This window comes from Streptomyces sp. XY431, assembly GCF_001279805.1.
Lineage (GTDB): Bacteria > Actinomycetota > Actinomycetes > Streptomycetales > Streptomycetaceae > Kitasatospora > Kitasatospora purpeofusca.
In genome coordinates this window covers 1-23,821 of the sequence record NZ_LGDO01000054.1, presented here as the reverse complement: position 1 = coordinate 23,821, position 23,821 = coordinate 1, and the positions used below count along the sequence as shown (strand labels likewise).

At 73.1% G+C, this 23,821-nt stretch carries 21 protein-coding genes and 1 pseudogene; 14 read left to right on the top strand and 8 right to left on the bottom strand.

Going from position 1 to position 23,821, the window contains the following annotated elements; translation table 11 throughout:
- Window positions 1-49 precede the first annotated feature (49 nt).
- Together nirD and ADK60_RS08610 are read left to right on the top strand one after the other, a co-directional pair.
- Window positions 50-442 carry a nitrite reductase small subunit NirD gene (gene nirD / locus ADK60_RS08615; protein WP_045943714.1) on the top strand — a complete coding sequence of 131 codons (393 nt, stop codon included), beginning with the start codon at window positions 50-52 and terminating at the stop codon, window positions 440-442.
- Window positions 439-1,809, top strand: a complete 1,371-nt coding sequence (locus ADK60_RS08610) for an MFS transporter (protein WP_053644593.1) — start codon at window positions 439-441, stop codon at window positions 1,807-1,809. Before nirD ends, ADK60_RS08610 begins: the two co-directional genes overlap by 4 nt.
- Before the next feature lie 62 nt (window positions 1,810-1,871).
- On the opposite strand, the gene ADK60_RS08605 is transcribed toward ADK60_RS08610, so the two are convergent.
- Window positions 1,872-2,111 carry a hypothetical protein gene (locus ADK60_RS08605; RefSeq protein WP_159400353.1) on the bottom strand — a complete coding sequence of 80 codons (240 nt, stop codon included), beginning with the start codon at window positions 2,109-2,111 and terminating at the stop codon, window positions 1,872-1,874.
- 255 nt (window positions 2,112-2,366) lie between these two features.
- Between ADK60_RS08605 and ADK60_RS08600 the strand changes: the two genes are divergently transcribed.
- The 4 genes from ADK60_RS08600 to ADK60_RS08585 all read left to right on the top strand — a co-directional run bounded on the left by ADK60_RS08600 (window position 2,367) and on the right by ADK60_RS08585 (window position 9,089).
- Entirely contained in the window at window positions 2,367-3,122 is a 756-nt protein-coding gene (locus ADK60_RS08600; RefSeq protein WP_063783093.1) for a TetR/AcrR family transcriptional regulator, read from the top strand.
- 168 nt (window positions 3,123-3,290) lie between these two features.
- The gene (locus tag ADK60_RS08595; RefSeq protein WP_045943718.1) at window positions 3,291-3,845 is read left to right on the top strand and encodes a universal stress protein; all 555 of its coding nucleotides are present in this window, start codon (window positions 3,291-3,293) and stop codon (window positions 3,843-3,845) included.
- Window positions 3,842-4,219 (top strand): hypothetical protein, encoded by a 378-nt coding sequence (locus ADK60_RS44610; protein ID WP_053644589.1) that lies wholly within the window; start codon window positions 3,842-3,844, stop codon window positions 4,217-4,219. Before ADK60_RS08595 ends, ADK60_RS44610 begins: the two co-directional genes overlap by 4 nt.
- 157 nt (window positions 4,220-4,376) lie before the next feature.
- Entirely contained in the window at window positions 4,377-9,089 is a 4,713-nt protein-coding gene (locus tag ADK60_RS08585; RefSeq protein WP_053644586.1) for a caspase family protein, read from the top strand.
- A 230-nt stretch (window positions 9,090-9,319) separates the two neighbouring features.
- On the opposite strand, the gene ADK60_RS08580 is transcribed toward ADK60_RS08585, so the two are convergent.
- The 3 genes from ADK60_RS08580 to ADK60_RS08570 form a co-directional block, all read right to left on the bottom strand.
- Window positions 9,320-10,978: an alpha/beta hydrolase gene (locus ADK60_RS08580; RefSeq protein WP_053644595.1), complete on the bottom strand. Its 1,659-nt coding sequence runs from the start codon at window positions 10,976-10,978 to the stop codon at window positions 9,320-9,322.
- 336 nt (window positions 10,979-11,314) lie between these two features.
- Window positions 11,315-12,046, bottom strand: a complete 732-nt coding sequence (locus tag ADK60_RS08575; RefSeq protein ID WP_053644585.1) for an alpha/beta hydrolase family protein — start codon at window positions 12,044-12,046, stop codon at window positions 11,315-11,317.
- Window positions 12,047-12,304: 258 nt separating this feature from the next.
- Window positions 12,305-13,129, bottom strand: coding sequence for an IclR family transcriptional regulator (locus tag ADK60_RS08570; protein ID WP_053644584.1), 825 nt, complete (start codon window positions 13,127-13,129; stop codon window positions 12,305-12,307).
- Window positions 13,130-13,449: 320 nt separating this feature from the next.
- On the opposite strand from ADK60_RS08570, the gene ADK60_RS08565 reads away from it, so the two are divergent.
- The 4 genes from ADK60_RS08565 to ADK60_RS08550 all read left to right on the top strand — a co-directional run bounded on the left by ADK60_RS08565 (window position 13,450) and on the right by ADK60_RS08550 (window position 17,251).
- Window positions 13,450-14,757 (top strand): extracellular solute-binding protein, encoded by a 1,308-nt coding sequence (locus ADK60_RS08565; RefSeq protein WP_053644582.1) that lies wholly within the window; start codon window positions 13,450-13,452, stop codon window positions 14,755-14,757.
- Window positions 14,758-14,793: 36 nt separating this feature from the next.
- A complete protein-coding gene (locus tag ADK60_RS08560; RefSeq protein WP_053644580.1) occupies window positions 14,794-15,771 on the top strand; it encodes a carbohydrate ABC transporter permease in 978 nt (325 codons plus the stop codon).
- Window positions 15,768-16,616: a carbohydrate ABC transporter permease gene (locus tag ADK60_RS08555; RefSeq protein ID WP_045943726.1), complete on the top strand. Its 849-nt coding sequence runs from the start codon at window positions 15,768-15,770 to the stop codon at window positions 16,614-16,616. The genes ADK60_RS08560 and ADK60_RS08555 overlap by 4 nt, the downstream gene beginning before the upstream one ends.
- A gap of 107 nt (window positions 16,617-16,723) precedes the next feature.
- The gene (locus ADK60_RS08550; RefSeq protein WP_053644578.1) at window positions 16,724-17,251 is read left to right on the top strand and encodes a nucleotidyltransferase domain-containing protein; all 528 of its coding nucleotides are present in this window, start codon (window positions 16,724-16,726) and stop codon (window positions 17,249-17,251) included.
- 24 nt (window positions 17,252-17,275) lie between these two features.
- On the opposite strand, the gene ADK60_RS08545 is transcribed toward ADK60_RS08550, so the two are convergent.
- On the bottom strand, window positions 17,276-17,947 hold the full coding sequence (locus ADK60_RS08545) for an alpha-ketoglutarate-dependent dioxygenase AlkB (protein ID WP_079008169.1): 672 nt from the start codon (window positions 17,945-17,947) through the stop codon (window positions 17,276-17,278).
- Window positions 17,948-18,582: 635 nt separating this feature from the next.
- Here ADK60_RS08545 and ADK60_RS08540 point away from each other — a divergent pair.
- From ADK60_RS08540 to ADK60_RS08525, 4 genes are all read left to right on the top strand, one after another.
- Entirely contained in the window at window positions 18,583-18,966 is a 384-nt protein-coding gene (locus ADK60_RS08540) for a hypothetical protein (protein ID WP_030396327.1), read from the top strand.
- A complete protein-coding gene (locus tag ADK60_RS08535) occupies window positions 18,963-20,084 on the top strand; it encodes a hypothetical protein (RefSeq protein ID WP_053644576.1) in 1,122 nt (373 codons plus the stop codon). Before ADK60_RS08540 ends, ADK60_RS08535 begins: the two co-directional genes overlap by 4 nt.
- Before the next feature lie 82 nt (window positions 20,085-20,166).
- Window positions 20,167-20,559: a roadblock/LC7 domain-containing protein gene (locus tag ADK60_RS08530; protein ID WP_353612740.1), complete on the top strand. Its 393-nt coding sequence runs from the start codon at window positions 20,167-20,169 to the stop codon at window positions 20,557-20,559.
- A gap of 157 nt (window positions 20,560-20,716) precedes the next feature.
- Window positions 20,717-21,091: a hypothetical protein gene (locus ADK60_RS08525; protein WP_045943730.1), complete on the top strand. Its 375-nt coding sequence runs from the start codon at window positions 20,717-20,719 to the stop codon at window positions 21,089-21,091.
- Window positions 21,092-21,273: 182 nt separating this feature from the next.
- Here ADK60_RS08525 and ADK60_RS08520 read toward each other — a convergent pair whose 3' ends face one another.
- The 3 genes and pseudogenes from ADK60_RS08520 to ADK60_RS46290 form a co-directional block, all read right to left on the bottom strand.
- Entirely contained in the window at window positions 21,274-22,071 is a 798-nt protein-coding gene (locus tag ADK60_RS08520; RefSeq protein ID WP_053644574.1) for a maleylpyruvate isomerase family mycothiol-dependent enzyme, read from the bottom strand.
- A gap of 144 nt (window positions 22,072-22,215) precedes the next feature.
- Window positions 22,216-23,361: an NUDIX hydrolase gene (locus ADK60_RS41625; protein WP_079008168.1), complete on the bottom strand. Its 1,146-nt coding sequence runs from the start codon at window positions 23,359-23,361 to the stop codon at window positions 22,216-22,218.
- Between the two features lie 265 nt (window positions 23,362-23,626).
- Window positions 23,627-23,821 (bottom strand): annotated as a pseudogene (locus ADK60_RS46290) (SGNH/GDSL hydrolase family protein); the annotation flags it as partial.

The following is a 23,821-nucleotide window of genomic DNA, read 5'->3' as shown; positions in this document are numbered from 1 at the left end:
CCCCCGCCCCGGTCCTCGTGGCCGGCCCCCGACTGGAGGTGCTCGCCAAGTGACCGTGGAGATCCACGACGGCACCCGCTGGCAGCCCGTCTGCAGCCTCGACGACCTGCAACCGGGCCGCGGCGTCGCCGTCCTGCTGCCCCCCACCGACACCCAGGTGGCCCTGTTCGTCGACCGCTCCGGCGCGCTGTACGCCGTCGACAACCGCGACCCGTTCAGCGGCGCGCACGTGCTCTCCCGCGGCCTGCTCGGCAGCCGCGCGGGCCGGCCGACCCTCGCCTCGCCGATGTACAAGCAGACCTTCGACCTCACCGACGGCCGCTGCCTGGACGAGGACACCGCCCCCGACGGCACCCCCGCGGTGCTCCGCCGGTGGCCGGTCCGCGCCGCGGCGACCGACTCCCCGAATCCTCGGAACTCCTGGAAGGAGGAGCGGGCATGACCACCGCCCTCGGCACCCGCCCGGCCCGGCGGACGGCCGGCGCCCCCACCCTCACCCACTGGGACCCGGAGGACCGCGAGTTCTGGGAGCGCACCGGTGCCCGCACGGCCCGCCGCAACCTGATCCTGTCCGTCCTCTCCGAGCACATAGGCTTCTCGGTCTGGAGCCTGTGGTCCGTCCTGGTGCTCTTCCTCGGCCCGGAGTACCACATCGACCCGGCCGGCAAGTTCACCCTGACCGCCCTCCCGACCGCGCTCGGCGGTCTGCTCCGGCTGCCGTACACCTACGCCGTCGCCCGGTTCGGCGGCCGCACCTGGACGGTCGTCAGCGCCCTGCTGCTGCTGGTCCCGACCGGCCTGGCGGCGCTTGTCCTCACCCCCGGCGTCTCCTACGGCACCCTGCTCGCGGTGGCCTGCGTCGCCGGTGTCGGCGGCGGCAACTTCGCCTCCTCGATGGCCAACATCAACTCCTTCTACCCGCACCGCCTCAAGGGCTGGGCCCTCGGCATCAACGCCGGCGGCGGCAACCTCGGCGTCCCCGCCGTGCAACTGCTCGGCCTGCTGGTGCTCGCCACCGCCGGCGCCGCCCACCCCCGGCTGCTGCCGCTGATCTACCTGCCGCTGATCCTGGCCGCCGCCGCCCTCGCCCGGGGCCGGATGGACAACCTGCCGACCGCGCCCCGGGAGCCCGGCGCACCCGCCGACCGCTCGCTGCGCGAGGTCGCCCGCGACCCCTACGGCTGGGCCGTCTCCACCCTGTACATCGGCACCTTCGGCTCGTTCATCGGCTTCGGGTTCGCCTTCGGCCAGGTGCTCCAGGTGCAGTTCCACGACCGCTTCGACACCCCGGTCAAGGCCGCCGCGCTCACCTTCCTCGGTCCGCTGCTCGGCTCGCTGCTGCGACCCGTCGGCGGCCGGCTCGCCGACCGCTGGGGCGGCCCCTGGGTCACCCTGGTCACCTTCGTCGCGATGGGCGCCGGCACCGCCGTCGTCCTGGCCGCCTCCCGGGCCGGCTCGCTGCCGCTCTTCCTCTCCGGCTTCATCGCGCTCTTCGTCCTCAGCGGCATCGGCAACGGCTCGACGTACAAGATGATCCCCGCCCACTACGAGGGCCGGGCCCGCCTCGCCGTCGCCGACGGTGCCGACCCGGCCGCCGCCGAGGCCACCGCCCGCCGCCGCACCGCCGCGCTGATCGGACTGGCCGGCGCGATCGGCGCCTTCGGCGGGGTGCTGGTCAACCTGGCCTTCCGGCAGTCCTTCCTCGGCAGCGGCAACGGAGACGACGCCTACCTGGCCTTCCTCGTCGCCTACCTGTGCTGCTCCGCCCTCACCTGGGCCGTCTGGCTCCGCCCGGGCGCCCGGCGCTGACCGCGACACCCTCGGCCCCGGGCACGGACCACCGCGCCCGGGGCCGGCGGCGGTCCGGCGGCTCAGATGTGCACGACCGCGCCGCAGGCACCGGGCGACAGCGTGAGGAAGCCGTAGCTCCGGACGGCCGGGGCGCCGCCGTTGAACCGGCAGATCCACCCGGTCGGGCCGAACAGGGCACGCAGCGCGTTGCCGTGCGCGTCCGTGCTGTACCGGTCGGCGCTGCGCACCGTGTTGCTCAGGACGTACCCGAAGGGGCTGCTCGCGAACGGGAGGTTGATCCGGCGGTTCACCTGGTCCACCGCGGGGACCCTGTTGATCGCGCGAGGGACCAGCACGCCCGGCTCGTCGCCGGGCCGCGTGTGCGATCACCGGCATCCTGGCGCCGCCCAACCGGCGCCCGAAAGCCCCCAACCCCCCTGGGACGCCCGGCGTCACCGCAGGTCAACCCCGGTCCTCCGCGTCCGCCGCCACCACCTGTTCCTCCTCCGGTGGTGTCCCGGCCGCCCGCCCGGGGCCGGGCGGGCGGCGGCCCCCCGCGTTGTTAGGGTCGGGGCATGGCAGTGAGCAGGACGGGCATCGGCGGTCCCGGCAGTTCCAGTGGTCCCGGTGACGGTCCTCGTCCCCCCGCGCGGTTGCGGCTCGACGCGCGGCGCAACCGCGACCTCCTGCTCGCCACCGCCCGCGACCTGTTCGCGCGGCACGGGCTGGACGTCCCGCTCGACCAGATCGCCAAGGAGGCGGGCGTCGGCAACGCCACCCTCTACCGGCACTTCCCGACCCGCCACGCCCTGGTCGGCGAGGTCTTCGCGAACGCCGCGAACCTGCTCGCCGAAGCCGCGGAGGAGGCGCTGGCCACCGAGGACGCCTGGAGCGCGATCGAGGGCTACTTCGAGCGGATCCTCGAACTGGTCGCCGCGGACCGGGGGATCAACGACCTGGTCACCCGGGCCGTCCCGACCGTCCCCGGACTGCTCGGGACCAGCCGGCGCAACGCCGCGACGGTCGGCTCCCTCGTCGCCCGCGCGCAGCAGCAGGGCACCGTGCGCGCCGACATCGCCACCGTGGACCTGCTGTTCATGTTCGGCGCGCTCTGCCGGTCCCTGCCCGTGGCCACCGAACTGCGCGCCGACCTGTGGCGCCGCTACCTCGCGCTGCTGCTCGACGGCTTCCGCACCCGGGCCACCCACCCGCTGCCCGTACCGCCGGTCGGCGAGGAGCGGTTGGACCGGCTGTTCGCCGAGCTCTGGGAGGCCGACACCCCTGCCGACGCACCGGCGGCGGCACCGGCCGACGCACCGCCGACCGCCTGAAAGCCTGCCCCCACCCGACCGCCCCGGCGTCAGGAACCCGTACGGACCGGCCCCGCCCGCGTCAGAGCTCCGTCAACGAACCGCCCTTCCCCCGTCCGCCGGGCTTGGCTGGCACCGACGACACCGGTCATCAGCGACCGGTGACCGGTCGGAAGGACGGACAGCGCCATGGCGGACGAGCCGACAGCCCTCCCCAACGAATCGGGGGCGCCGGAGGACGACGGCCGAGGCCGGATCGTGGTCGGCGTCAGCGGCTCGCTCGGCAGCCTCGCCGCCCTGCACCGCGCCGTCGCCGAGGCCCGCCGGCTCGACGCCGAGGTGCTCGCCGTGCACTGCTGGACCCCGGTCGGCGGTGAGTTCGGCTACCGCCGGGCGCCCTGCCCGCCGCTCCTCTCCGCCTGCCGCGACGCGGCCGCGACCCGGCTGCGCGAGGCCCTCGACCAGGCCTTCGGCGGCACCTGGCCGGGCGTGCGACTGCGCAGCGTCGCCGTCCGCGGCGAGACCGGGCAGGCCCTGGTCCGTTGCGCCGACCGGCCGGACGACCTGCTCGTCCTCGGCGCCGGCCCCCGCGGCCTGCTCGCCCGCACCCTGCACCCGTCGATCACCGCCTACTGCGTGCGGCACGCCGCTTGCCCGGTGCTGGCCGTCCCGAAACCGCCGCTCCAGCGCGAACTGGAGGCCATGGAGCGCCACCCCCGGACCCGGCTGACGGTGACGGTGTGACCGCCCGTCTCGCTCCCTCGATGTCCGCCGCGATTGCCCTCACCACCTCCGCCGCGCTGCTGCCCGTCCTCGCCCTCCTCGGCGAGCTCCGTCCCACCTGGGTCGCGCTCGCCGCCTACGCCGCCCTCTGCGCCGCCGTCGGCGGCCATTCCCGCCCCTCCGCCGCCCCGCTGATCGGACCGGCGGCCTGGCTCTTCCACAACGGTTTCGTCGAACACCGGCACGGCGCCCTCGACCTCACCGCCCCGGCCGCCGAGGCGGCCCACGTCCTCCTCCTCACCGCAGCCGCCCTCACCGCCGCCCTCCTCGCGGCCCCGCACGGCCGGCGCCCGCGCTACCGGCGCCCGGGCGGCCGCTATGACCTCGCGGCCTGACAGCCGGACCGCTCGACAACCCCGGCGGCCCGAGTGGGCGAGCGACCTATGATGTGTCATCTCGCTGACAGCCGCTGGGGATGGGGAACGCGTTGGTCGAGCAGGCGAAGCATGCGGTCGTGACGATCGACCCGCCCGCGCGGACGACGAGCGGACGATGAAGGGATCCTTCCGGGCACTGCTGATCGGCGTGCCGAAATACCGTGACGAGCACATCACCGACCTCCCGTTCGTTCGGGACGACCTCGCCGAACTGGAGGAGGCGCTGTCCTCGGCCGGCTACGAGGTGGTCGTCCACGAGCCCGACGAGACGGACCGGGAGAGCATCGACGCTGCCGTCGAGACCTTCTTCCAGCAGGCCACCGCGGGCCAGACGCTGCTGGTCTACCTCAGCGGCCACGGCATCCACCACGACGGCACGGACTACCTGGTCCCCAGGGGAGCGCTCACCAGCGCCCGGGACTTCCGCGGCAAGTGCCTGGCGCTCGACTTCGCCCCGTACGTCGAACAGAGCCTGGCCGGCGACGTGGCCGTCCTCGTCGACGCCTGCCGCGAGGGCATCGTCATGCGGGAGATGGCGCCGAGCAACGCCGTCGGCTGGTCCGAGGCGAAGGTCCGCCGGGTCGGGCGACGGCACTACTGCCACGTCTACGCCTGCTCGCCCGGCGAACGTGCCCGCTACGCCACGGCGGGCGGGACCACGTTCAGCCTCTTCTCGCGGGCGCTCAGCACCGTGGTGGCGAGCGAGACCGGCCCGAGCACCCTCGCCGACCTCCACGAGCAGCTCCAGACGGCCGTGGACGCGCTCACGAGCGAACACGAGTGCCCGCGCCAGCAGGTCAGGGTCCGCGCCGAGGGCGAGCTCGACGGTTTCGTCCTGTTCGAGCGGCCGGACCGCGAGCCCGCGGGCGCGGCGGGGGAGCACCCCTGGGTGGTCCGGGCCCGGGAGCACCCGGCCTGGCGGCAGGTGGTCGACGGCCCCGGCGCCGAGGCGATGCGCACGGCCGTGACCGCCCTGGTCGAGCGGCTCGCCCCGCTGGCGGCCGCCGACGACCGGGCCCTCGCCGACGACCCGTGGCGGCTGACCGACCTCGCCGAGCGGATGTCCGGCCGGCTGGGCTGGCTGCTGTCGAAGGTGCTCAACGCCGAGAAGCTGGCGCTCGCCCCGGCCGAGGCGGCGCTCCTGGTGGCCGCGCCCTTCGCCCATGTGGCCTGCGCGAACCGGGTCGCGGTCGAGGCGCTGTCGGCCGGGCCCACCGACCTGGCGACGTCGGCCGCACCGGCCGCTGCTCCCTCCCCGCTCCGGGCCGGTTACGAGCAGTTCGTCACGGGCCGCGCCCGGCTGGTCCGGCGCGCCGCCCAGGCCGAGCGCGGCGGCGACGCGGCGGGGACGGCGGGCATCGCCTGGTGGCTGTTCCGCCAGTGGCTGGCGGGCAGGCCGGGCGGCCACCACGAGAACGTCCTGACCGGCCTGCGCGGACCGGTCGGCGCGCTCACCGAGCACCTCACGGCACCCGGGGACCGGGATCTGGTCGCCGAACTGTTCGCCCTGGACGCCCTCCCGAGCCTGCTGCGCTCGCTCCGGACCTCCTACGACACCACCGCGATCCGTCCGGTCCGCCAACTGGCCGGCGCCACCGAGGCGGAGCAGTACGTCCGGGAGGAACTGCTCGGCGCGCTGCTCGCGGTCGCGCACCAGTTGGCCGTCGACCCGTTGCGGCTGCCGGACGTCGTGGTGGAGCACCTGGGCATCTCGTACGCGGTCGACCTCGCCGAACTGCACGGGACGATCCAGGGCGCCCGCTGGGACCCGCGCGGCCGGACCAGGGTGCTCACCGCTGCCTGCCACCACCCCGCGGTCGGCCTGGCGCTCCGCCAGCACGCCGCCGCGCTGGACACCCTGCTGGGCGCGATCGACCTCCATGCCGGCGCCGACCCCCAGCTCGCCCCGCTCCAGGACCTGCCGGTCCACGCGACCGCCGACCAGGTCCACGCCGCCGCGGACGAGCGGGGGCGGCCCATCTACGAGTCCACCGACCTGCGGTTCCGGCTCGCGGACGACCGGATCCAGGAACTCCTGATGGGGGAGCAGCTCTACGGCGACCAGGCGTTGGCGATCCGCGAGCTGTACCAGAACGCGCTCGACGCCTGCCGCTACCGGGACGCCCGCACCACCTACCTCCGCCGCCGCGACCCGCACGTGCCCGCCTGGTCGGGCCGGATCGACTTCCGCCGGGGCGTGGACGAGCGCGGCCAGGCCTACCTGGAGTGCCGCGACAACGGCATCGGCATGGGCGAGCGCGAACTGCGGGAGGTGTTCTCCTACGCGGGCATGCGCTTCGCCGACCTGCCCGAGTTCCTCGACGAGCAGGCGGCCTGGCGGGCCGAGGGTATTGAGTTCCACCCCAACAGCCGCTTCGGCATCGGGGTGCTGAGCTACTTCATGATGGCCGACGACATCTCGGTCACCACCTGCCGCCTGGACCGCGACGGCCACCCCGGCGACCGCCTCCAGGTGGACATCGCCGGCCCGGGCTCGGTCTTCCGCATCCGCAACCTGGGACGGGGCCACGACGCCGGCACCGTCGTCCGGCTGCACCTGCGGAGTCCGGAGACGGCGCCGTCGTGCACGGATCTGCTGCGGCGGCTGCTGTGGATCGCCCCGTACGACGTGACGGCGGAGGACCAGGAGGAGCGGCTGCTCTGGGAGGCGGGTGTGCTGTCGCCGTTCGCGCCCATGGGAGAGGACGACCAGGGCGGTCCCGACAGGTCTGAGCTGGCCGAGGTCCGTGTGGACGCCACGGAGCGTCCGGGCATGTGGTGGCTGAGTTCCTGGGGCGGAGTCCTCTCGGACGGCCTCTGGGCCGGGGAGCGACTGTTCGGAGCCGTGGTCGATCTGAAGGGGCTTCAGGCACCGAGGTTGACCGTCGACCGCACCCGTGTCCTGAGTTACGACACCGACTACGTAGCCGGACTGCTGCGCGAGCAGATTCCGGCGCTTCTGCGCCAGGAAAGCCGGGTCCTCACCCACGACTGGCTCTCGGAACTGGTCGACCATGACCCTCTCCTGGCCGACGCCATTGCCGAGTCGGCGGTCGCCGCCGCATACCGGCCGTGGGCCGTGCGCGGCCACGAGGTGGACGTCACCGCCGTGGGGTGCTTCCCTTCGGATGCCTCGCTCCTCGGACTGCGTGATGCGCCCGTTCCCAATCCGATCGGCAATCTCGTCGGTGTCCCGAGGCACATCGAGGACTGGCGGGCCTTGGCGTGGGCCGGCTCCGGCATCCCCGGGGTGAAGGCAGCAGCCAGTACCGGCATGCCGGTGGCCAGGCCGACCGACCGGTTCGTCCTTCAGTCGAGGGAACTGCACGGGGCACGCAGTTTCGAGGCCTCCAAATCGAACGAGATTTCCGACTGGTTGGATTCGGCCGCACCGGTGCCGCTCGGGCACATTCTGGCTGCGGCACAGCGGATCGGATGCCCACCGAGTGAGGTGGGCGTCCGGCTCACGCAGCTTGGATACCGGTTGCCGGCGGGCCATCGACTCCCGCAGTCCTTCGACGTGAACGATCTCGGAATCCTCAGTCGAGACCTCGATGGGCAACCTCCGTGGCTCGACCCGGAGGAGCCCGTATCGCTCCGACATGTCCTGTCGGCCGCCGACAAATTGGGCTTCGCACCGGAAGCGGTGGTGGACCGGCTGAATGCCCTCGTCGACGGGTCGGTGGAGCAGCTGGCACTCCCGAAGTCTCCTGAGGCCGTGGGACTCGTGCGTGCCCTGGATCTGGCTCCTGGGAGTCCGGTGTCCCTGCGGCAGGTGCTGAGCGTGGCGCAGCGGACGGGACGTCGCCCTGGTGACGTCGTGCGGGATCTGGCGGAACTCGGCCACGCCTACACAGGCCCGGCGGTGCCGACGAACGTCGAACAAGGCGACCTGATGGTGCTGAGTCGTGATCTCGACGAGAGGAGTCCGTGGCTGGAGACCGGGGAAGCGGTGTCGGCCTGGCATGTTCTGTCGGCTGCTTCGCGGCTCGACCGCACACCGGCGGCTGTCATCGCGAGGCTGGCGCAGCTCGGCCACGGTGTGGCGGGAGGCGCGAGTGGACCGTCGGCTCCGGTACCTGACGACATGGCGCTGCTCATCGCCGAGGAGGAGGGGTCGGTAGGGCCGCTGAGAAGGGCCGGTGCCCAGGTGTCGATGGGACATGTCCTGTGGGTGGCGCACTTCCGGGAGCGTTCGCCGAGAGTCGTGGTCGACAGGCTCATGGAGCTCGGCTACCGGGTGCCCGAGGGCATCGAGGTCCCCGACCGGGCGCTGCCGGACGACCTCCTGATCCTGAGTGCGGACCTGAACTGGCGTGAACCCTGGTTGCCGCCGGGGCAGCCGGTGCCGGTGGGCCATGTCCTGCGAGCCGCCGGCAGGCTGGGGGACCGGTCACCCCGGCAGGTCGCCGACCGGCTGGCGGAATTCGGTCACCCGCTGGCCGACCCCTCGTTCCTTCCCGAGACGGTGCACTCCGACGACCTTCTGCTTCTCAGCGCGTACCAGAGCGGGCAGGCGCCTTGGCTACGGACGGGGGAACCGTTGGACGTCTGGCACGTCCTGTTGTGTACGGCGGAAACCGGTCTGCCGCCCGGTGAGGTGGTGGCCAGGCTTGCCGACCTGGGCCACCGGTTGCCGGACGGCATCGCGGCACTGCAGGAGGCCGTGGCGTTGGTGCCGGAGTTCGGCGGGGGACCGCGTCCGGAGCGCCCGGTCTCCCTCGTGGACGTACTCCGGCTGGCGGGTCGCCAACATGATCCGGCCGATGTGGCGCGGCGGCTTCGCGCGATGGGTTTCACGTTCGCCGGGGACGTCGTCTACGAGTGACCCGCAGTCACCCGCCCGTTCCCCGTGGTTCGGACACCCGTTCTGACCTGGTAGTGTTCTTCCTGTCGCGAGGGAAACGAACAGAATCCCCCGTCAGGCGTCAGCGGTGCTACCAGAGCACGTCCCACTTTCAGTGGGAAGAGTCCGTGCAACCCGGGCCTGGCGCTCCACGGTCGAACGGGCCCGGTACCTTCCCAGGTACCGGGCCCGTTCGCGTTCCTGCAGTCGCGTCAGCGGAGCATGCCCCGGACGGCCTCGGGGTCGGTCGGGGCCAGCGGGGCGGCGTCGGGCGAACCCGTGGCGCCGGTGAGGGACTTGGCGGCCGGGGGCGGGGTCACGTAGACCGGGTCGGGCTCGGCGCCGGGGGCGCAGGTCTTGGCGATCCGGCCCTTGCCGCTCGGCAGGCTGCCGTCGCGGAGGTAGGCGGTGAAGGTGTCGTCCAGGCAGGCGTTGCCGTGGAACAGGATCTCGTGGAAGCTGCCGCCGTCCTGGACGACGAGCTTGGCGCTGGGCAGCGCGTCGCGCATGGCGAGCCCGCCCTCGTAGGGGGTGGCGCCGTCCTCGGTGGACTGGAACAGCAGCACGGGCGGCAGGCCCTTGCCGGTGATCTTCAGTCGGCCGGCCCGGTTGCCCTCGTAGGGCCAGAACATACAGGCGGCGTTGTACCACATGTTGTTGTAGGTGTAGAAGGGCGCGACGGCGTCGACCTTGGCCTGGTCCTTCTTCCAGTACTCCCAGTCGCGCGGCCAGGCGTTCTCGGTGCACTGGACCGCGTTGTAGGCGGGGAAGGAGCCGTCGTCGGCGCCGGGGGCCGCGTAGCGGTTGTAGGCGATGGCGAGCGGCCGGGTGTCGTGCTGGGTGACGTACGCGGAGAGCACGGTGGCCATCCGGGGCCAGCGGAGGAAGTTGTAGCCGCCGCCGTAGAAGGTGTCCTCGAACTCGGCCGGTCCGATCTTCCCGACGGCCGGGGCGGCGTCCAGCGGGTCGGTCCGCAGGGCGGCCTCGACCTGGTCGTAGGCGCGCTGGATGTCGGCGGGGTCGGTGCCGAGGTGGTAGACGGAGTCGGCCTTGGCGGTCCAGGCCGTGAAGGCCTCGAAGCGGCGCTGGTGCTCCTTGTCCTGGAGCTTGTTGTGCTCGTACCAGGTGGTGGTCGGGCCGACGATGCTGTCGAGCACCATCCGGCGCACCCGGGACGGGAACAGCTGTCCGTAGGTGGAGCCGAGCGAGGTGCCCCAGGAGCCGCCGTAGAAGTTGATCTTCGGCTCGCCGAGTGCCCGCCGGATGCTGTCCATGTCGCGGGCGTTGTCGACGGTGGTCATGTGGGGGAGCAGCCAGGACCAGTCGGCCGCGCAGTCGGAGGCGTAGCCGGCGGCCTTCTTCAGCCAGGCCTTCGCGGTGCCCTGGTCGATCTGGTAGTCGGGGCGCTCGGCGTCGAAGTAGTCGGGGTCGCAGACGACATGGGGCTCGCTGCCGTTGGTGCCGCGCGGGTCGAAGCCGATCCAGTCGTAGGTGGAGGCGACGTCGGCCGGGATCTGTCCGGAGATGAAGGCGGGCATCCAGAGGCCGGAGTTCCCCGGGCCGCCGGGGTTGAGCAGGATCGGGCCCTGGCGCTTGTCCTTGGGTGCGGTGGCGGGGAGCCGGTTCAGCTTGATCTTGATCTTCCGGCCGCGCGGGTCGGAGTAGTCGACCGGCACGTCGAGCATCGCGCACTGCAGCGTCGGCGCGGCCGGGTCCTCGCAGGAGCTCCAGGCCAGGGTGCCCTGCCCGGTGTCGGACAGCACGCTCCGGTCGTCGAGTCCGTCGGCCCCGGGCTCGACGCCGACGGCGGCGGCGCCGCCGAGGAGGGCGATGGCGGTGGCGGCGGACAGTAAGGTGATGACTTTTCTCATGGTGAGCATGATGTGATATGTGCAATGTCACATCCACTCAGCTGACGTGACGTTATGAAGCTGTGATGGCACGGCGGTTCGGCGGCGGCAGCCGTTCGTGGTCCGGTGCACCCGCTCCGACCTGGTACTGTTCTTCCTGTCGCGAGGGAAACGAACAGAATCCCCCGTCAGGCGTCAGCGGTGCTACCAGAGCACATCCCACTTTCAGTGGGAAGAGTCCGTGCAACCCGGGCCTGGCGCTCCACGGTCGAACGGGCCCGGTACCTGAAGAGGTACCGGGCCCGTTCGCGTTTCCCCGGGCCCGGGAGGCGGGCCCGTCTCCCGGGCCCGCTCCGGTCAGACGCGGACCGGGAGTCCGGCGGCGCGGGCCAGCAGGGCGGCGGTGGCGCGGCCGGCCTCGACGGCGTGCGGTGCGCGGGCGGCGACGCAGTGCCCGAGGGCCGGGTCGTACTCGGTCAGGATGACGCCCGCGTGGTCGGTTTCGGGCTGGAGGAACTCGGCCGCCGGCGTCAGCAGGGCGGTGTCCAGGGCCCGGGTGGTGTCGGCGGGGACCAGGTCGTCCCCGGTGCCGTGGACCAGGAACAGCGGGACGGGGGAGGGCCGGTCGGCGAGGGCGGCGAGGGGTGCCTCGCCGGTGGTGACCGACGGGCGGGCGTAGCTGGACGCGATGCCGACGGCCGCCGTGGGGCGGCGGTCCTCGGCGAGGTCGCGCTGGGTGGCGACGGCTATCGCCTCCCGGCCGGACATCGACCAGCCGGCCAGGACGAGGCCGAGCGCGGTGTCGCCGCCGTGGTCGGCCGCGTGCCGGTGGGTGTACTCCAGCGAGGCCAGCAGATCGGCGCGGCCGCTGTCCTCCGCGTCGGAGCGCCAGTCCGGGGTGAGCACCAGCAGGCCGTGCCCGGCCGCCTCCCGGGCGAGCGGGGCGAGTTCGAAGCGTGAGTCGGGGGCCTTCCCGTGCCAGAGGAGGAGCACGGGCCGGGGCCCGGCGGGGTCGGCCGCCGGGCGGTGGACGTCCAGGAACCGGCCGGGGGCGTACTCGACGGTCTCGGCCGGGGTGGTGACGGACATGGGTGGTTCTCCTGCGGTTCGGGCGGGTGTTCCGGACTGGTACTGTTCTTCCTGTCGCGAGAGAATGATCTCTCGTCAGGCGTCAGCGGTGCTACCAGAGCACGTCCCACTTTCAGTGGGGAGAGTCCGTGCAACCCGGGCCTGGCGCTCCACGGTCGAACGGGCCCGGTACCTCCTCAGGTACCGGGCCCGTTCGCGTTCCCGGGTCCGGATGCCGAAGCGTTCCCGGGGCCGGACGCCGGAGCGGGCCCGTTCGCCTCACCCGACCGGGCGGTCGGAGCCGAGTTCGCGGGAGATCCGCAGGCCGACCTGGGCGACCACCGGGCCGAGGGCGCGGACCCGGGCGGCGGTCATCCGGGAGGTCAGGCCGGAGATCGAGAGGGCGGCGGTGACCTCGCCGGTGTGGTCGAAGATCGGGGCGGCGACGCAGCGGACCTCAGGCTCGTTCTCGCGGTCGTCGATGGAGTAGCCGCGGGCGCGGATCCGGGCGAGGTCGGCGCGAAGCCGGGGCTCGTCGGCGATGGTCCAGGCGGTGACCGGCCGCAGCCCGGCCGCGACCACCTCGGTGACCGCCTCCTCGGGGAGCCAGGCCAGGATCGCCTTTCCGGTGGCGGTGCAGTAGGCGGGGGCCCGGCTGCCTACCCGGGAGGCCATCCGGACGTTGGTCTCGTCCTCGACCTTGTCCAGGTAGACGATGCCGGGCGCCTGCCAGACGGTCAGGTGGACGGTCTCGCCGGCCTCGCGCTGGAGGCGGCGCAGGTGCTCGGCGGCGACGCTGCGCAGGTCGAGGGTGGAGAGGTAGGCCTGGCCGAGCCGGAGCGAGCCGTGGCCGAGCCGGAACCAGCCGGTCTCGCGGTCGCGGTCGAGCAGGTGCTCGTCGAGCAGCGGGCCGGTCAGCCGCAGCACGGTCGACTTGTTGAGGTCGAGCGCCTCGGCGAGCTGGGCGAGCGGCACGCCGCGCCCGTCGCCGTGGTCGCGGACGTAGCCGAGGACGGACAGCGCGCGGCGCAGCGACGACGACTGGTTGCGCTCGCCCGCCGCCTTCCGCGGTTTCCCGGTGGTGGCGGCGGTCTGCTCCGTCATCGGTCCGTTCCCCTCTCGTTCCGCCGTCCGACTGCGGCGGTTGTCGAACCGTACCCCCTACGGGCATGCGGGCCGCGTTTTCGATACAGCGTTGTGCACTGCAAAACTTCCCGAATCGGCTCTTGTTGGGCGTCCGCGCCCCCGCCTAACGTCCCTGGCATCGAGCAGGCGACGCCGCCCGTCAGAGCGGCCGCACTGCCGTACCCACCCGCGTCACCACCCCCACATCCACCATCGGCCCCGGTCAGGGCCTGCTGCGACGTGCCCGTCCGCGACGGCGCGTCCCGGCGGCAGCTGTCGGGAGGGGAGGCTTCCCACCCATGCGCATCGTCAGACTGACCACCGCGGCCGCCGTCCTCGCCGCCACCTGTCTTGCCGCCGCCTGTTCACCCGGCACCGCCGTCCCGGCCGGGGAGAAGGCCGCCGACGACAAGAGCGGCACCCTCCAGGTCTGGCTGTACAACGAGGCCGGCAACGCCGCCAAGGAGGCGGTGGTCGCCAAGGCGGTCACCGAGTTCCAGACGGCCCACCAGGGCGTCACCGTCAACGTCAGCTACATCGACACCGACGCCTCGGCCCGCGCCGCCAAGATGAAGGGCGCGTTCAACGACCCCAACAGCGCCCCGGACCTGGTCGAGTTCGGCAACACCGACCTGCCCGGCTACGTCGCGGCCGGCGGCCTCGCCGAGATCGGCGCCGACCTCGACCAGTGGGCGGACAAGGGCGACCTGGACCCGGCGATCGCGAAGACCGCCGTGCTCGACGGCAAGACCTACGGCCTGCCGTGGTGGGTGGGTGTGCGCGCGCTGTACTACCGCACCGACCTGTTCACCGAGGCCGGACTGGCCGCGCCGGCCTCCTACGACGAACTGGTCGCCGCCACCCGGAAGATCCACGCCGCGCACTCCGACACCTTCGGCATCGCGATCGGCGGCAAGTACACCTTCGGCGCGCTGCCCTTCGTCTGGGACGCGGGCGGCGACATCGCCGCCAAGGACGGCGACAAGTTCAAGGCGGCGATCGACTCGGCCGCCTCGCAGGCCGGGGTGAAGCGCTACACGGACCTCTTCGACGAGGCCGGCTGCCCGGCGCAGCAGTGCGCCGACCTCACCGGCGGCAAGACCGTCGACCTGTTCGCGGCCGGCAAGGCCGCCATGGCGATCCTGCCCAACTCCAGCCGCAGCAAGGTGGACGCGGGCGCGGCCAAGGGCAAGTACGCGGTCGTCCCGCTGCCCGGCGCCAAGGCCGGCACCATCGCCCCCGCCTTCGCCGGCGGCAACAACCTCGGCGTCATGAAGGCGGCCAAGCACCGCACCCTGGCCGTGCAGTTCGCCCAGCTGCTGGCCGGCCCCGGCTACCAGGAGCAGATGTACGACGCGATGGGCAACCTGCCGACCCTGAAGTCGGTCAACGCCAAGGTCGCGGCCAAGGACGCCTTCCTGAAGCCGTTCACCGACACCGTCGCAGCGGGTACCCGCTTCGTCCCGCTGGACCAGGCCTGGGCGCAGATCGACGCGCAGTCCGTCATCCCGACCATGCTCCAGCAGGTCGTCACCGGCAAGGCGGACGTGGCGAAGGCCTCGGGCGACGCCGCCACGCAGATCACCTCGGCCTTCGCCGCCCGCTGAGCCCGCCCCCGGGAATCCAGAGAGCAGGTCCCGCACGTGTCCGCACCCACCACGACCGCCCCGGCGGCGCCGCCCTCCCCGAGCGGGCGGCGCCGGGGCGCCGCGGCGGCCGCGCCCCCGCGCGGCCGCCGCCGTACCCCACTGCTGCTCCTGCTGCCGGCGGCGGTCGTCATGATCCCGCTGGTCGCCTACCCGATCTACCAGCTCGGTCTGCTGTCCGTCCTGAACTTCGGGCAGGCGCAGGCCTCCGGCGGGGTGCCGACGAGTTTCGTCGGCCTCGGCAACTACCGGAGGATCCTGAGCGACGGGCAGTTCTGGTCGGTGCTGTCGCAGACGCTCGGCTTCGCCGCGTTCTGCGTCGTCGCCACCCTGGCCGTCGGCGCCACCCTCGCGGTGCTGCTGACCAGGGTGGGCCGGGTGCCCCGGCTGGTGCTGACCACCGCCGCGATGGCGGCCTGGGCGGCGCCGGCGATGACCGGCTCGACGGTGTGGAGCTTCCTGTTCGACACCAACCTCGGCCTGGTCAACAAGACCCTGGTGGGCATCGGCCTGGACGGCTTCCACGAGTTCAACTGGTTCTACGACAAGTGGACGGCCTTCCTGATCGTCGGCGCCGTCGTCGTCTGGCACTCCTTCCCGTTCGTCATGGTGACGCTCTACGCGGGCATCAGGGCGATCCCGGCCGAGGTGCTGGAGGCGGCGGCGCTGGACGGCGCCAACACCTGGACCACCTTCCGCCGGATCACCGCCCCGATGCTCCGGCCGATCCTGACCATCGTGGTGATCCAGTCGGTCATCTGGGACTTCAAGGTCTTCACCCAGATCTATGTGATGACCGAGGGCGGCGGCATCGCCGGCCAGAACCTCGTGCTCAACGTCTACGCCTACCAGAAGGCCTTCGCCTCCTCCCAGTACGGGCTGGGCGCGGCCATCGGCGTGATCATGCTGCTGGTCCTGGTCGTCCCGACCGTCCTCTACATCCGCTCGCTGCGCAGGACGGGGAACGAACTGTGAACGCCCGTAGCCGCTGGCGCCTCGGCGCCAACACCACCGCCCTCCTGGTGGCCGTCGTCACCGCCTTCCCGATCTTCTGGATGGTGCTCTCGGCCTTCAAGCCGAAGGGCGAGGTGCAGTCGCTCGACCCCCGGCCGTGGACGGCCCACCCCACCCTGGAGAGCTTCCGCCAGGTGCTGAGCGTGGACGGCTTCGGGCGGTACTTCGTCAACAGCCTGGTGATCGCGCTGTCCGTGGTGGTGCTCTCCGCGCTGGTCGTCTTCCTCGCGGCGGTCGCGGTGACCAGGTTCAGGTTCCGTTTCCGCACCACCGTCATGGTGATGTTCCTGATCGCCCAGATGATCCCGGTCGAGGCGCTCACCATCCCGCTGTTCTTCATGTTCCGCGACGCGGGCCGGTTCGCGCCGGGCATCGGCCTCAACACCCTGGCCTCGCTGATCCTGGTGCAGCTGGCCTTCTCGCTGCCGTTCGGGATCTGGATGATGCGGGGCTTCGTCGCCGCGGTGCCGGTGTCGATCGAGGAGGCCGCGCAGATCGACGGCGCGAGCCGGACCCGGATCCTCTGGACGGTCCTGCTGCCGCTGGTCGCCCCGGGGCTGGCCGCGACCAGCGTGTTCTCCTTCATCGCGGCGTGGAACGACTTCGTCTTCGCCAAGACCTTCATCATCAGCGCGACCGAGAACCAGACCCTGCCCTCCGCGCTGCTGGTGTTCTTCAAGCCGGACGAGAACGACTGGGGCGGCATCATGGCGGCCTCGACGCTGATGACCGTGCCGGTGCTGATCTTCTTCATCGCGGTGCAGCGCAAGCTGGTCTCCGGACTGGCGGGCGCCGTCAAGGACTAGGGCCTCTCTTTCGGCCCGAGAGCCGGCAGGGCCGGTCCTTCGGCGGAAAACGCCGTGACGGAGGGGCTGCGGCGGGTGTAGCGTCCGGGCCCGTGGAGGTGGGGTCCATGGACCGGGAACGTGCCGACGGGCAACTCGCGCAGATCGCCGAGACGGTGGGCCTCGCCCGCCGTCTCGGCACCCGTGTCTGGCTGCGGGGCGGCTGGGCGATGGACTTCTTCCTCGGCGCGTGGACCCGCGACCACGAGGACATCGACTGGTTCGCCCCGGCCGCCGACGCCGCCCTGCTCGCCGCCGGCCTCCGCGCCCTCGGGTACGCGCCGCTGGAGGGCGTCCCGCCGGAGCAGCAGCTGGACTTCGTCAAGGACGGCCTGGAGTCGAGCTTTACCCTGGTGGACCTTGCGCCGGACGGCCGGGTGCTGGTGGCCGGCGGGCCCTGGGCCGGGACGGCCTGGCCGGCCGGGCTGCTGGACGGGCCGCCGGGGCGGCTCGACGGGCTGGTCTGCCCGGTGGTCGCGGCCGAGGCGCAGATCGAGATCAAGCGGATGATGCCGGTCTGGGACCCGCGTCGCCCCCGGCGGGCGAAGGACGCCGAGGACATCGCCCGCCTGCGGGCGGCCCTGGCGGAGGCGTAACGCCCGCAGGGCCCGGCGCTGTGGTCAGGAGACGCCGCGCGGCCGGAACTGGACGCTGATCCGCGGCCCCGCCGGCCGGGCCGTCTTGGGGACGGCGTGCTCCCAGGTCCGCTGGCAGGAGCCGCCCATCACCAGCAGGTCGCCGTGCCCCAGCCGGTGCCGGAGCACCGGACCGCCGCCGCCCCGGGGCCGCAGCAGCAGGGCCCGGGGCTCGCCGACGGAGAGGATCGCCACCATGGTGTCCTCGCGCTCCCCGCGCCCGATCCGGTCGCCGTGCCAGGCCACGCTGTCCCGGCCGTCCCGGTAGTAGCAGAGCCCCAGCGTGCGGAACGGCTCGCCCAGCTCGGGCCGGTAGTACGCGCTCAGCGCCGTCCGGGCCGCGCCCAGCACCGGGTGCGGCGGCGGGTCGGCCTCCCGGTAGGAGGCGAGCAGCCGGGGGACGTCCACGGTCCGCTCGTACATCTCGCGGCGTTCGGCCCGCCAGGGCACCTCGGCGGCCAGTTGTTCGAACAGTCGGTCGGCGCCGCGCAGCCAGCCGGGCAGCACGTCCACCCAGGCGCCCGCTCCCAGGACCTCCCGGCGCACCCCGGTCGGCGACCCGGTCAGCAGCCCGGTCAGCGGCCCGAGGACCGGCCCGGCCGGTCCCGGGTCGTCGAACAGGGACGGCTGGCGGTGGACGGCGGCGGTGGTGCTCATGGCTCCAGCCTACGCCTGGAATCGAACATATATGCGAGTGAAGGGATGGGTGGGGTGGTCGGATGGGGTGGGCGGACCGATTTCTGACCAGGGGCGATCGCCTGCTAGTGTTCATCCCGTCGAAAGGAAACGATCTTCGCGGAGCGGGGATCGGATCGGTTCGAACAGGCGTCAGCGGTGCTACCAGAGCACGTCCTACTTTCAGTAGGAAGAGTCCGTGCAACCCGGGCCTGGCGCTCCAACGGAAGCGGTCGTCCCCCTCGGGGGGCGGCCGCTTTGTCGTTGTGCCGGAGTGTGGGTGCCCTCGGTCCTATCGCACCCGTGGCTCGAAACCCGTCGGCATGGCCGACAATCGGCCAAGGTCCCGCACCAGGTGGTTCGTTCGTTCGTATCACGTACGGGCGTCCGGGCAGCGGCGATGGCGGGCGTCCAGAGCTGACGATGCGTCAAAGGATGGCCGAAAACACCGGGTTGTGGTGTGAATATGCCACTGGAATGTTCGTCGTACGAGTTCCGGCAGTAGCCTTCCGTGTCGAACCCGCCACTCGTCGTGGCGGTCCGGTCGGCGCCCGACGGCCACGCCCTGCGCCGTGTCCTGCGCCGCTTCCTCCCCGAACCCCTCCGAAGGAGCCCGAGTGCCGGGTATCGACGAGTGCCTGTCCCAGGCGATGGCGATCGCCGGGGCCCGCGCCGCCGGTCTGATCGACTGGAGCAGCGGCCTCGCCCTTGGCAGCGTCGGAGTCAGTCCGACCGGCGACCACGACACCACGGCAGCGGAGGCGACCGACCTGGTCCGGGCGGCCGTGGAGGGAGCCACCTTCACCGCGGCGGAGGACGGCAAGGCACCGTTGCAGGACATCATCCTGACCGCGGGCCGCAGTTACCACCTGCTTTGCTTCATCGATACCGTCTTCGACAGCCGGCTCGTCCTGCACCTCTGGCTGGACCGGGCCGAGGGCAACCTCGCCGGCGCCCGCTACCGGCTCCAGTCGCTCGCCGAGGAGCTGGTGCTCGGATGACGAACCCCGTCACCAGCGACCCGGCCGCCACCGCCGGCACCCAGGTCGGCTTCCGGCCACCGGCCGGCCCGGTGGCGCCCGTGCTCCCGGTCGCCGTCGACCCCGGCTGGACCCCGGGCGCGGCCGTCGAACGGCTCGCCGCCGAACGGGCCACCGGGGCTCTGCGCGGCCCCGCCGGAACCGTCTACCTCGTCGACGGCCTGGTCGCCCACGCCGAGTCCGACCGGGCACCCGACCTCGCCGCCCTGCTCACCACCAGCGGCCGGCTCGACCCGGACACCTGGCAGGAGGCCGTCCACCGCTTCGGCCCCTACGCCCGGGTCGGCGAAGCCCTGGTCGAACAGCGGAGGCTCACCCGCGGCGAACTCGAACTCTGTCACCTCGGCACCCTCTACGACGCCGCCTGCTTCCTGCTCGACACCCCCGCCACCCTCGCCTCCTGGACCTTCGCCCCGGGCATGCGGCACTGGCTCGGCCCGGTGGCCGCGGTCGGCGCCCACCGGCTCCGTCGGGAGGCCGAACGCCGGCGGCACCTGCTCGACCGGATCTGGCCCTCGGCGCAGCTCGACACCGTGCCGCTGCGCCGGACCGCCGCCCAGGCCCCCGCCCCCGGGCGCCACGCCCGCCGGGTGCGCCCGCCGACCCGGCGCCAGTACGAGCTGCTCGACCACGCGGACGGCCGGAGAACCGCCGCGGAGCTGGCCCGGCTGTTCGGCCGGTCCGCGTTCGCGACCACGGCGGACGTCCGCCGTCTCGCCGCTGCCGGACTGCTCGCCGGGACGGGCGTCGGCACCGGGAGCGGTGTCGGCACCGGGTGCGCGGCGGGGGTCGGGCCGGGGCCGGGCGTCGGGCCGGGCGCGGGCGTCGGGCCGGTCGGCGCGGTGCCGGGGCCGAGACGGACCGGCGGTCTGCACCGGCGCGTTCCCGGTGCGGCGCTCGCCGCGCTCACCGGCCGCGCGGCACCGCCCGTCCCCACGGCTCCGGCCGTACCGACGGCTCCGCCCGTACCGGCGCAGGCCGCGTCCGGGTCGCGGACCACCGCCCTCCCGCTCACCGCCGCCGACCCGGACACAGCGCTGCTGATCCGGGTCCGAACCCTTCTGGAGGCCAGACTTTGAACCACTCCCCGCCCGCGACGCCCCCCGCACGGCCATGAGGCGGGCGCTCAAGCAGCGTGTCGGAAGGAGACAACTGATCGCCTTGGAGACCGAGCTGCTGGCCGAACTCCGCGCCATCAAGCACCGGGTACCGCATCTCGCCGGCGGTCTGGTGGCCAGTGTGGACGGCCTGTTGGTCGCCCACGACACCCACGGGACCGAGCCCTCGAGCCTGGCGGCGATGACCGCGGCCTCGCTCAGCCTGGCCCAGCGGCTCGCCGACAGCACCGGCCAGGGCGAGTTCCGGGAGTCGCTGGTCCGCGGTGAGCACGGCTATGTCGCCACCTACGCGGCGGGAGGAAGCTGCGTGCTCACCCTCCTCGCCCACCCGGACGCGAACGTCGGCCGCCTGCACCTGGAGGCCCGCCGGTCCGCCCAGCGCATCACCGCGCTCCTGAACGACACGCTCCTGCCCAAGGACGCCCGGGAGTACTGACATCCCGCCCCGGGTCTCCGGCGGGCCGATCCGTCGACCTACCGCTGTACCGACCTACCGACATACCGGCATACCGACTTCCACCCACCGACATACCGACTTTTCGGCGTACCGACGCACCGACGTACCGACGCACCGACGAACTGGAGACAGTGACATGACCGACGCCGCAGGCGCGCTCAAGCAGGCCATGACCGTGATCGAGGGCGCCATCGGCGCGGCCCTGGTCGACTACAACAGCGGCATGGCGCTCGCGACCCTCGACGGCCCCGGTGGCTTCGACCTCAACGTCGCCGCCGCCGGCAACACCGACGTGGTCCGGGCCAAGATGCGCACCATGGACATGCTCGGCCTGGGTGACGGGATCGAGGACATCCTCATCACCCTCAGCAGCCAGTACCACCTGATCCGCCCGCTCACCGGCCGCAGCGGCAAGGGCCTCTTCCTCTACCTGGCGCTGGACAAGGGCCGGGCGAACCTGGCGATGGCCCGCCACCAGCTCACCAGGATCGAGGCCGATCTGGAGGTCTGACCGGCGCCCCTCCCGGCGCCGGACTCCCCGGTGACCGACCGGACCGAGCAGTGGTCCGGTCGGCCGCCGGGGCGGCGTCGTCCGCGAGCGGCCCGTCGGGACCGGTGGGACGCCGCCGGTCCCGACGGGCCGGACCAGGACGGCTCAGCGGCAGTGCCGGACGACCGTGCCCCCGCTACGTCCTACTGCTCCGGCTCCCAGGCACGGAGCAGGTCGAGCAGCCCTGCGTCTCCGTCGACGCGCAAGGATTCGGCCTTGATGCGGTCGTACAGGTAGAGGACCAACTCACTGGCCGTGCCGTGGACGGAGGCGCCGGCTGCGTCCGGGGCCTCTCCGGTCGCGGCAGTGGGCGTGGGGATGCGGGCGGAGCGTGCGCCGTCGCCGTCGACCGTGAGGCGCCAGGAGCGGCCCTCGGCGGCGTGGAAGTCGAAGGCCGTGGGCTTGTGCGGCCAGGCACTCGACGTCGCGCAGACGGCGAACAGGAATTCCTCCACACCGTCGAGTGCCACCTCGAGCGGCAGCGGCTGCGGGGCGCCCCCGGCGAGCCGGGCGTCGTAGGTGTGCACCGCGCTCTCCTGGACGCGGTGCCGGGCGACTCCGCCGGAGGTCCGCGGGGTCTGCAGGGCACTCCACCACGCCCAGCAGTCGGCGTCCGGGCCCGCCTCGCGCAGGGTGCTCAGCAGAAGCTGCGTCGACGCGGCCAGCCAGGCCAGCAGGGCCTCGCGCTCCTGCGGCAGTTCCAGAGCGGCGCGCGCGGCGACGGCCTCGGCCGGGGGGCCGTCGGCGGGCCCCGCGGCGACGATGGCGGCCCAGAAACGGTCCCCTCCACCCAGGTGCTTCACCAGATCGAACAGCGTCCACCCGGGGCAGGTCGTCACCTGTGCGTCGAGACTGGGCGCGGCGGCGACCGCGGCGCGGAAGGCGGTCGACCGTTCGTCGATCAGTCGCAGCAGGTCGGGGAACTCAAGATTCTTTTCCACGCCGGATGTCTATCACCGTGCTCCGGTGGTCGGACAGCGATTTTTCCCGGTCGCCGCCGGTCGGCCGTCGCGGACGTCGTCCTCGGGGGAGGACCGGTCGGAGACCGGGAGTTCATGTCGCGCCCGGAGCAACGGCATTGCGGCTCAGTCGGCCGGGTACCCGCCGACCAGTTCGGCCGGGCCGCCCGGCCGGTTCCGCGTCGCCAGCGCGGCCGCCGTCCGGGCCCAGGAGGCGGGCGTCAGCAGTGCCCGCGCCTGCGCCGGCGTGCAGAGCCGCCACTCGACCAGCTCCTCCGGGGCCAGCACGATCGACGAGAGCAACTCCTCGCCCACGGTGCCCCCGTCGAACAGGTACACCACCATGGCGGTATCCCGGTCCGCGGCCGGGTCCGCCGCCCGCCCCGGCATCCAGTCCAGCGCCAGCAGCCGGCCCGGCTCGAAGGACCAGCCCAGCTCCTCCCGAACCTCCCGCCGGGCCGCCGCCCGGGGCAGCTCCCGGTCGGCCTCGACGCCGCCGCCCGGCAGGGTCCAGTACGGCACCTCGCCGCCCGGAAGGTCCCACGGCCGCAGCCGCACCAGCAGGACCCGGCCCTCCCGGTCGGTGAACACCGTCCGCGCCTTGGCCCGGATCCGCGGGAGGCCGGCGTAGTAGGCGTCCCGGTCCAGCGGTGGCGGCGCCTCGCCGACCGGCGCGTCGCCCGCCGTCGGCGGCCACCACGCCGACAGTTCCGACAGCCCCGCCGGGCCGGTGTACTCCGGCACCGCGCCGGGCGTCAGCACATCGAGGACGTGCCCGACCGGGTGGCCGTCCTCCAACTCCAGCGGCCCGGCCGCGCGGGGCGCCCGCAGACAGGCCGTCACCCGCCGGGAGAGCCGCGGCGGCAGCGCGCGGCCCGCCTGCTCCGGCGTCAGCCAGGCCCAGCCGCCCACCTCGGCACGGTCCGGCGTGAACGCCGCCGCCTGCTCCGGCGTCAGTGGCTCGGCCCAGTACAGGTGGGCGGCGATCGGCGGACGGTGGTCGTCCCGGGTCCAGTCCAGGCAGGCCAGTGGCCCCAGCCGGGGCGTGAACCCCAGCTCCTCCTCGATCTCGCGCACCGCCGTCCGCCGCGGCGAGCGGTCCCGCGGCTCCCAACCCCCGCCCGGCACCGCCACCGGATGCCTCCGGTTGTAGGGCAGCCGCACCACCAGCACCCGCCCCCGCTCGTCCGGGAACAGCACCCCCGCCGCCGCCAGCAACTCCTGGCCCGAAGCCTCCGCCACCATCCGTACCCCCTTCGTCCGTCCGGTCATGTGTCACGACACCCCGTTCCACCGCCCCGGTTCCCCACCGCGGAGGTCATCGTGTCCTCGCAGGACGGAGCGGTCCCGGTGGAGCAACGTCTGGTGGCACTGCACCGGTGGGCTGGTGCGGTTCCTGGCCGACCTGATCGGCGGAGCACTTGAGCCCTGGGGCCTGCCCAGGGTCCGGTTGTTCGGGTCGTGCCGCGCGAGCCGTTCACGGAACCGTCGCGCCTCCCGGGTCCGCTACGACTGCCCCTGGTCAGGTCAGGTCAGGTCAGGTCAGGTCAGGTCGGGGGTGGGGGAGGGCGGCGAGGGCGGTGGTGGTGGCCTGGGTCATTCGGTGGTTCTGGCGGTCGGTGGCGCCGCGCAGGCGGGCGCAGCCCTCGACGGCGGCGAGGGCCAGCAGGCCGGGGAGGAGGTCGGTGCTGCGGTCGGCGACCCAGCGGGGGCCGCGGGTGGCCATCCCCCA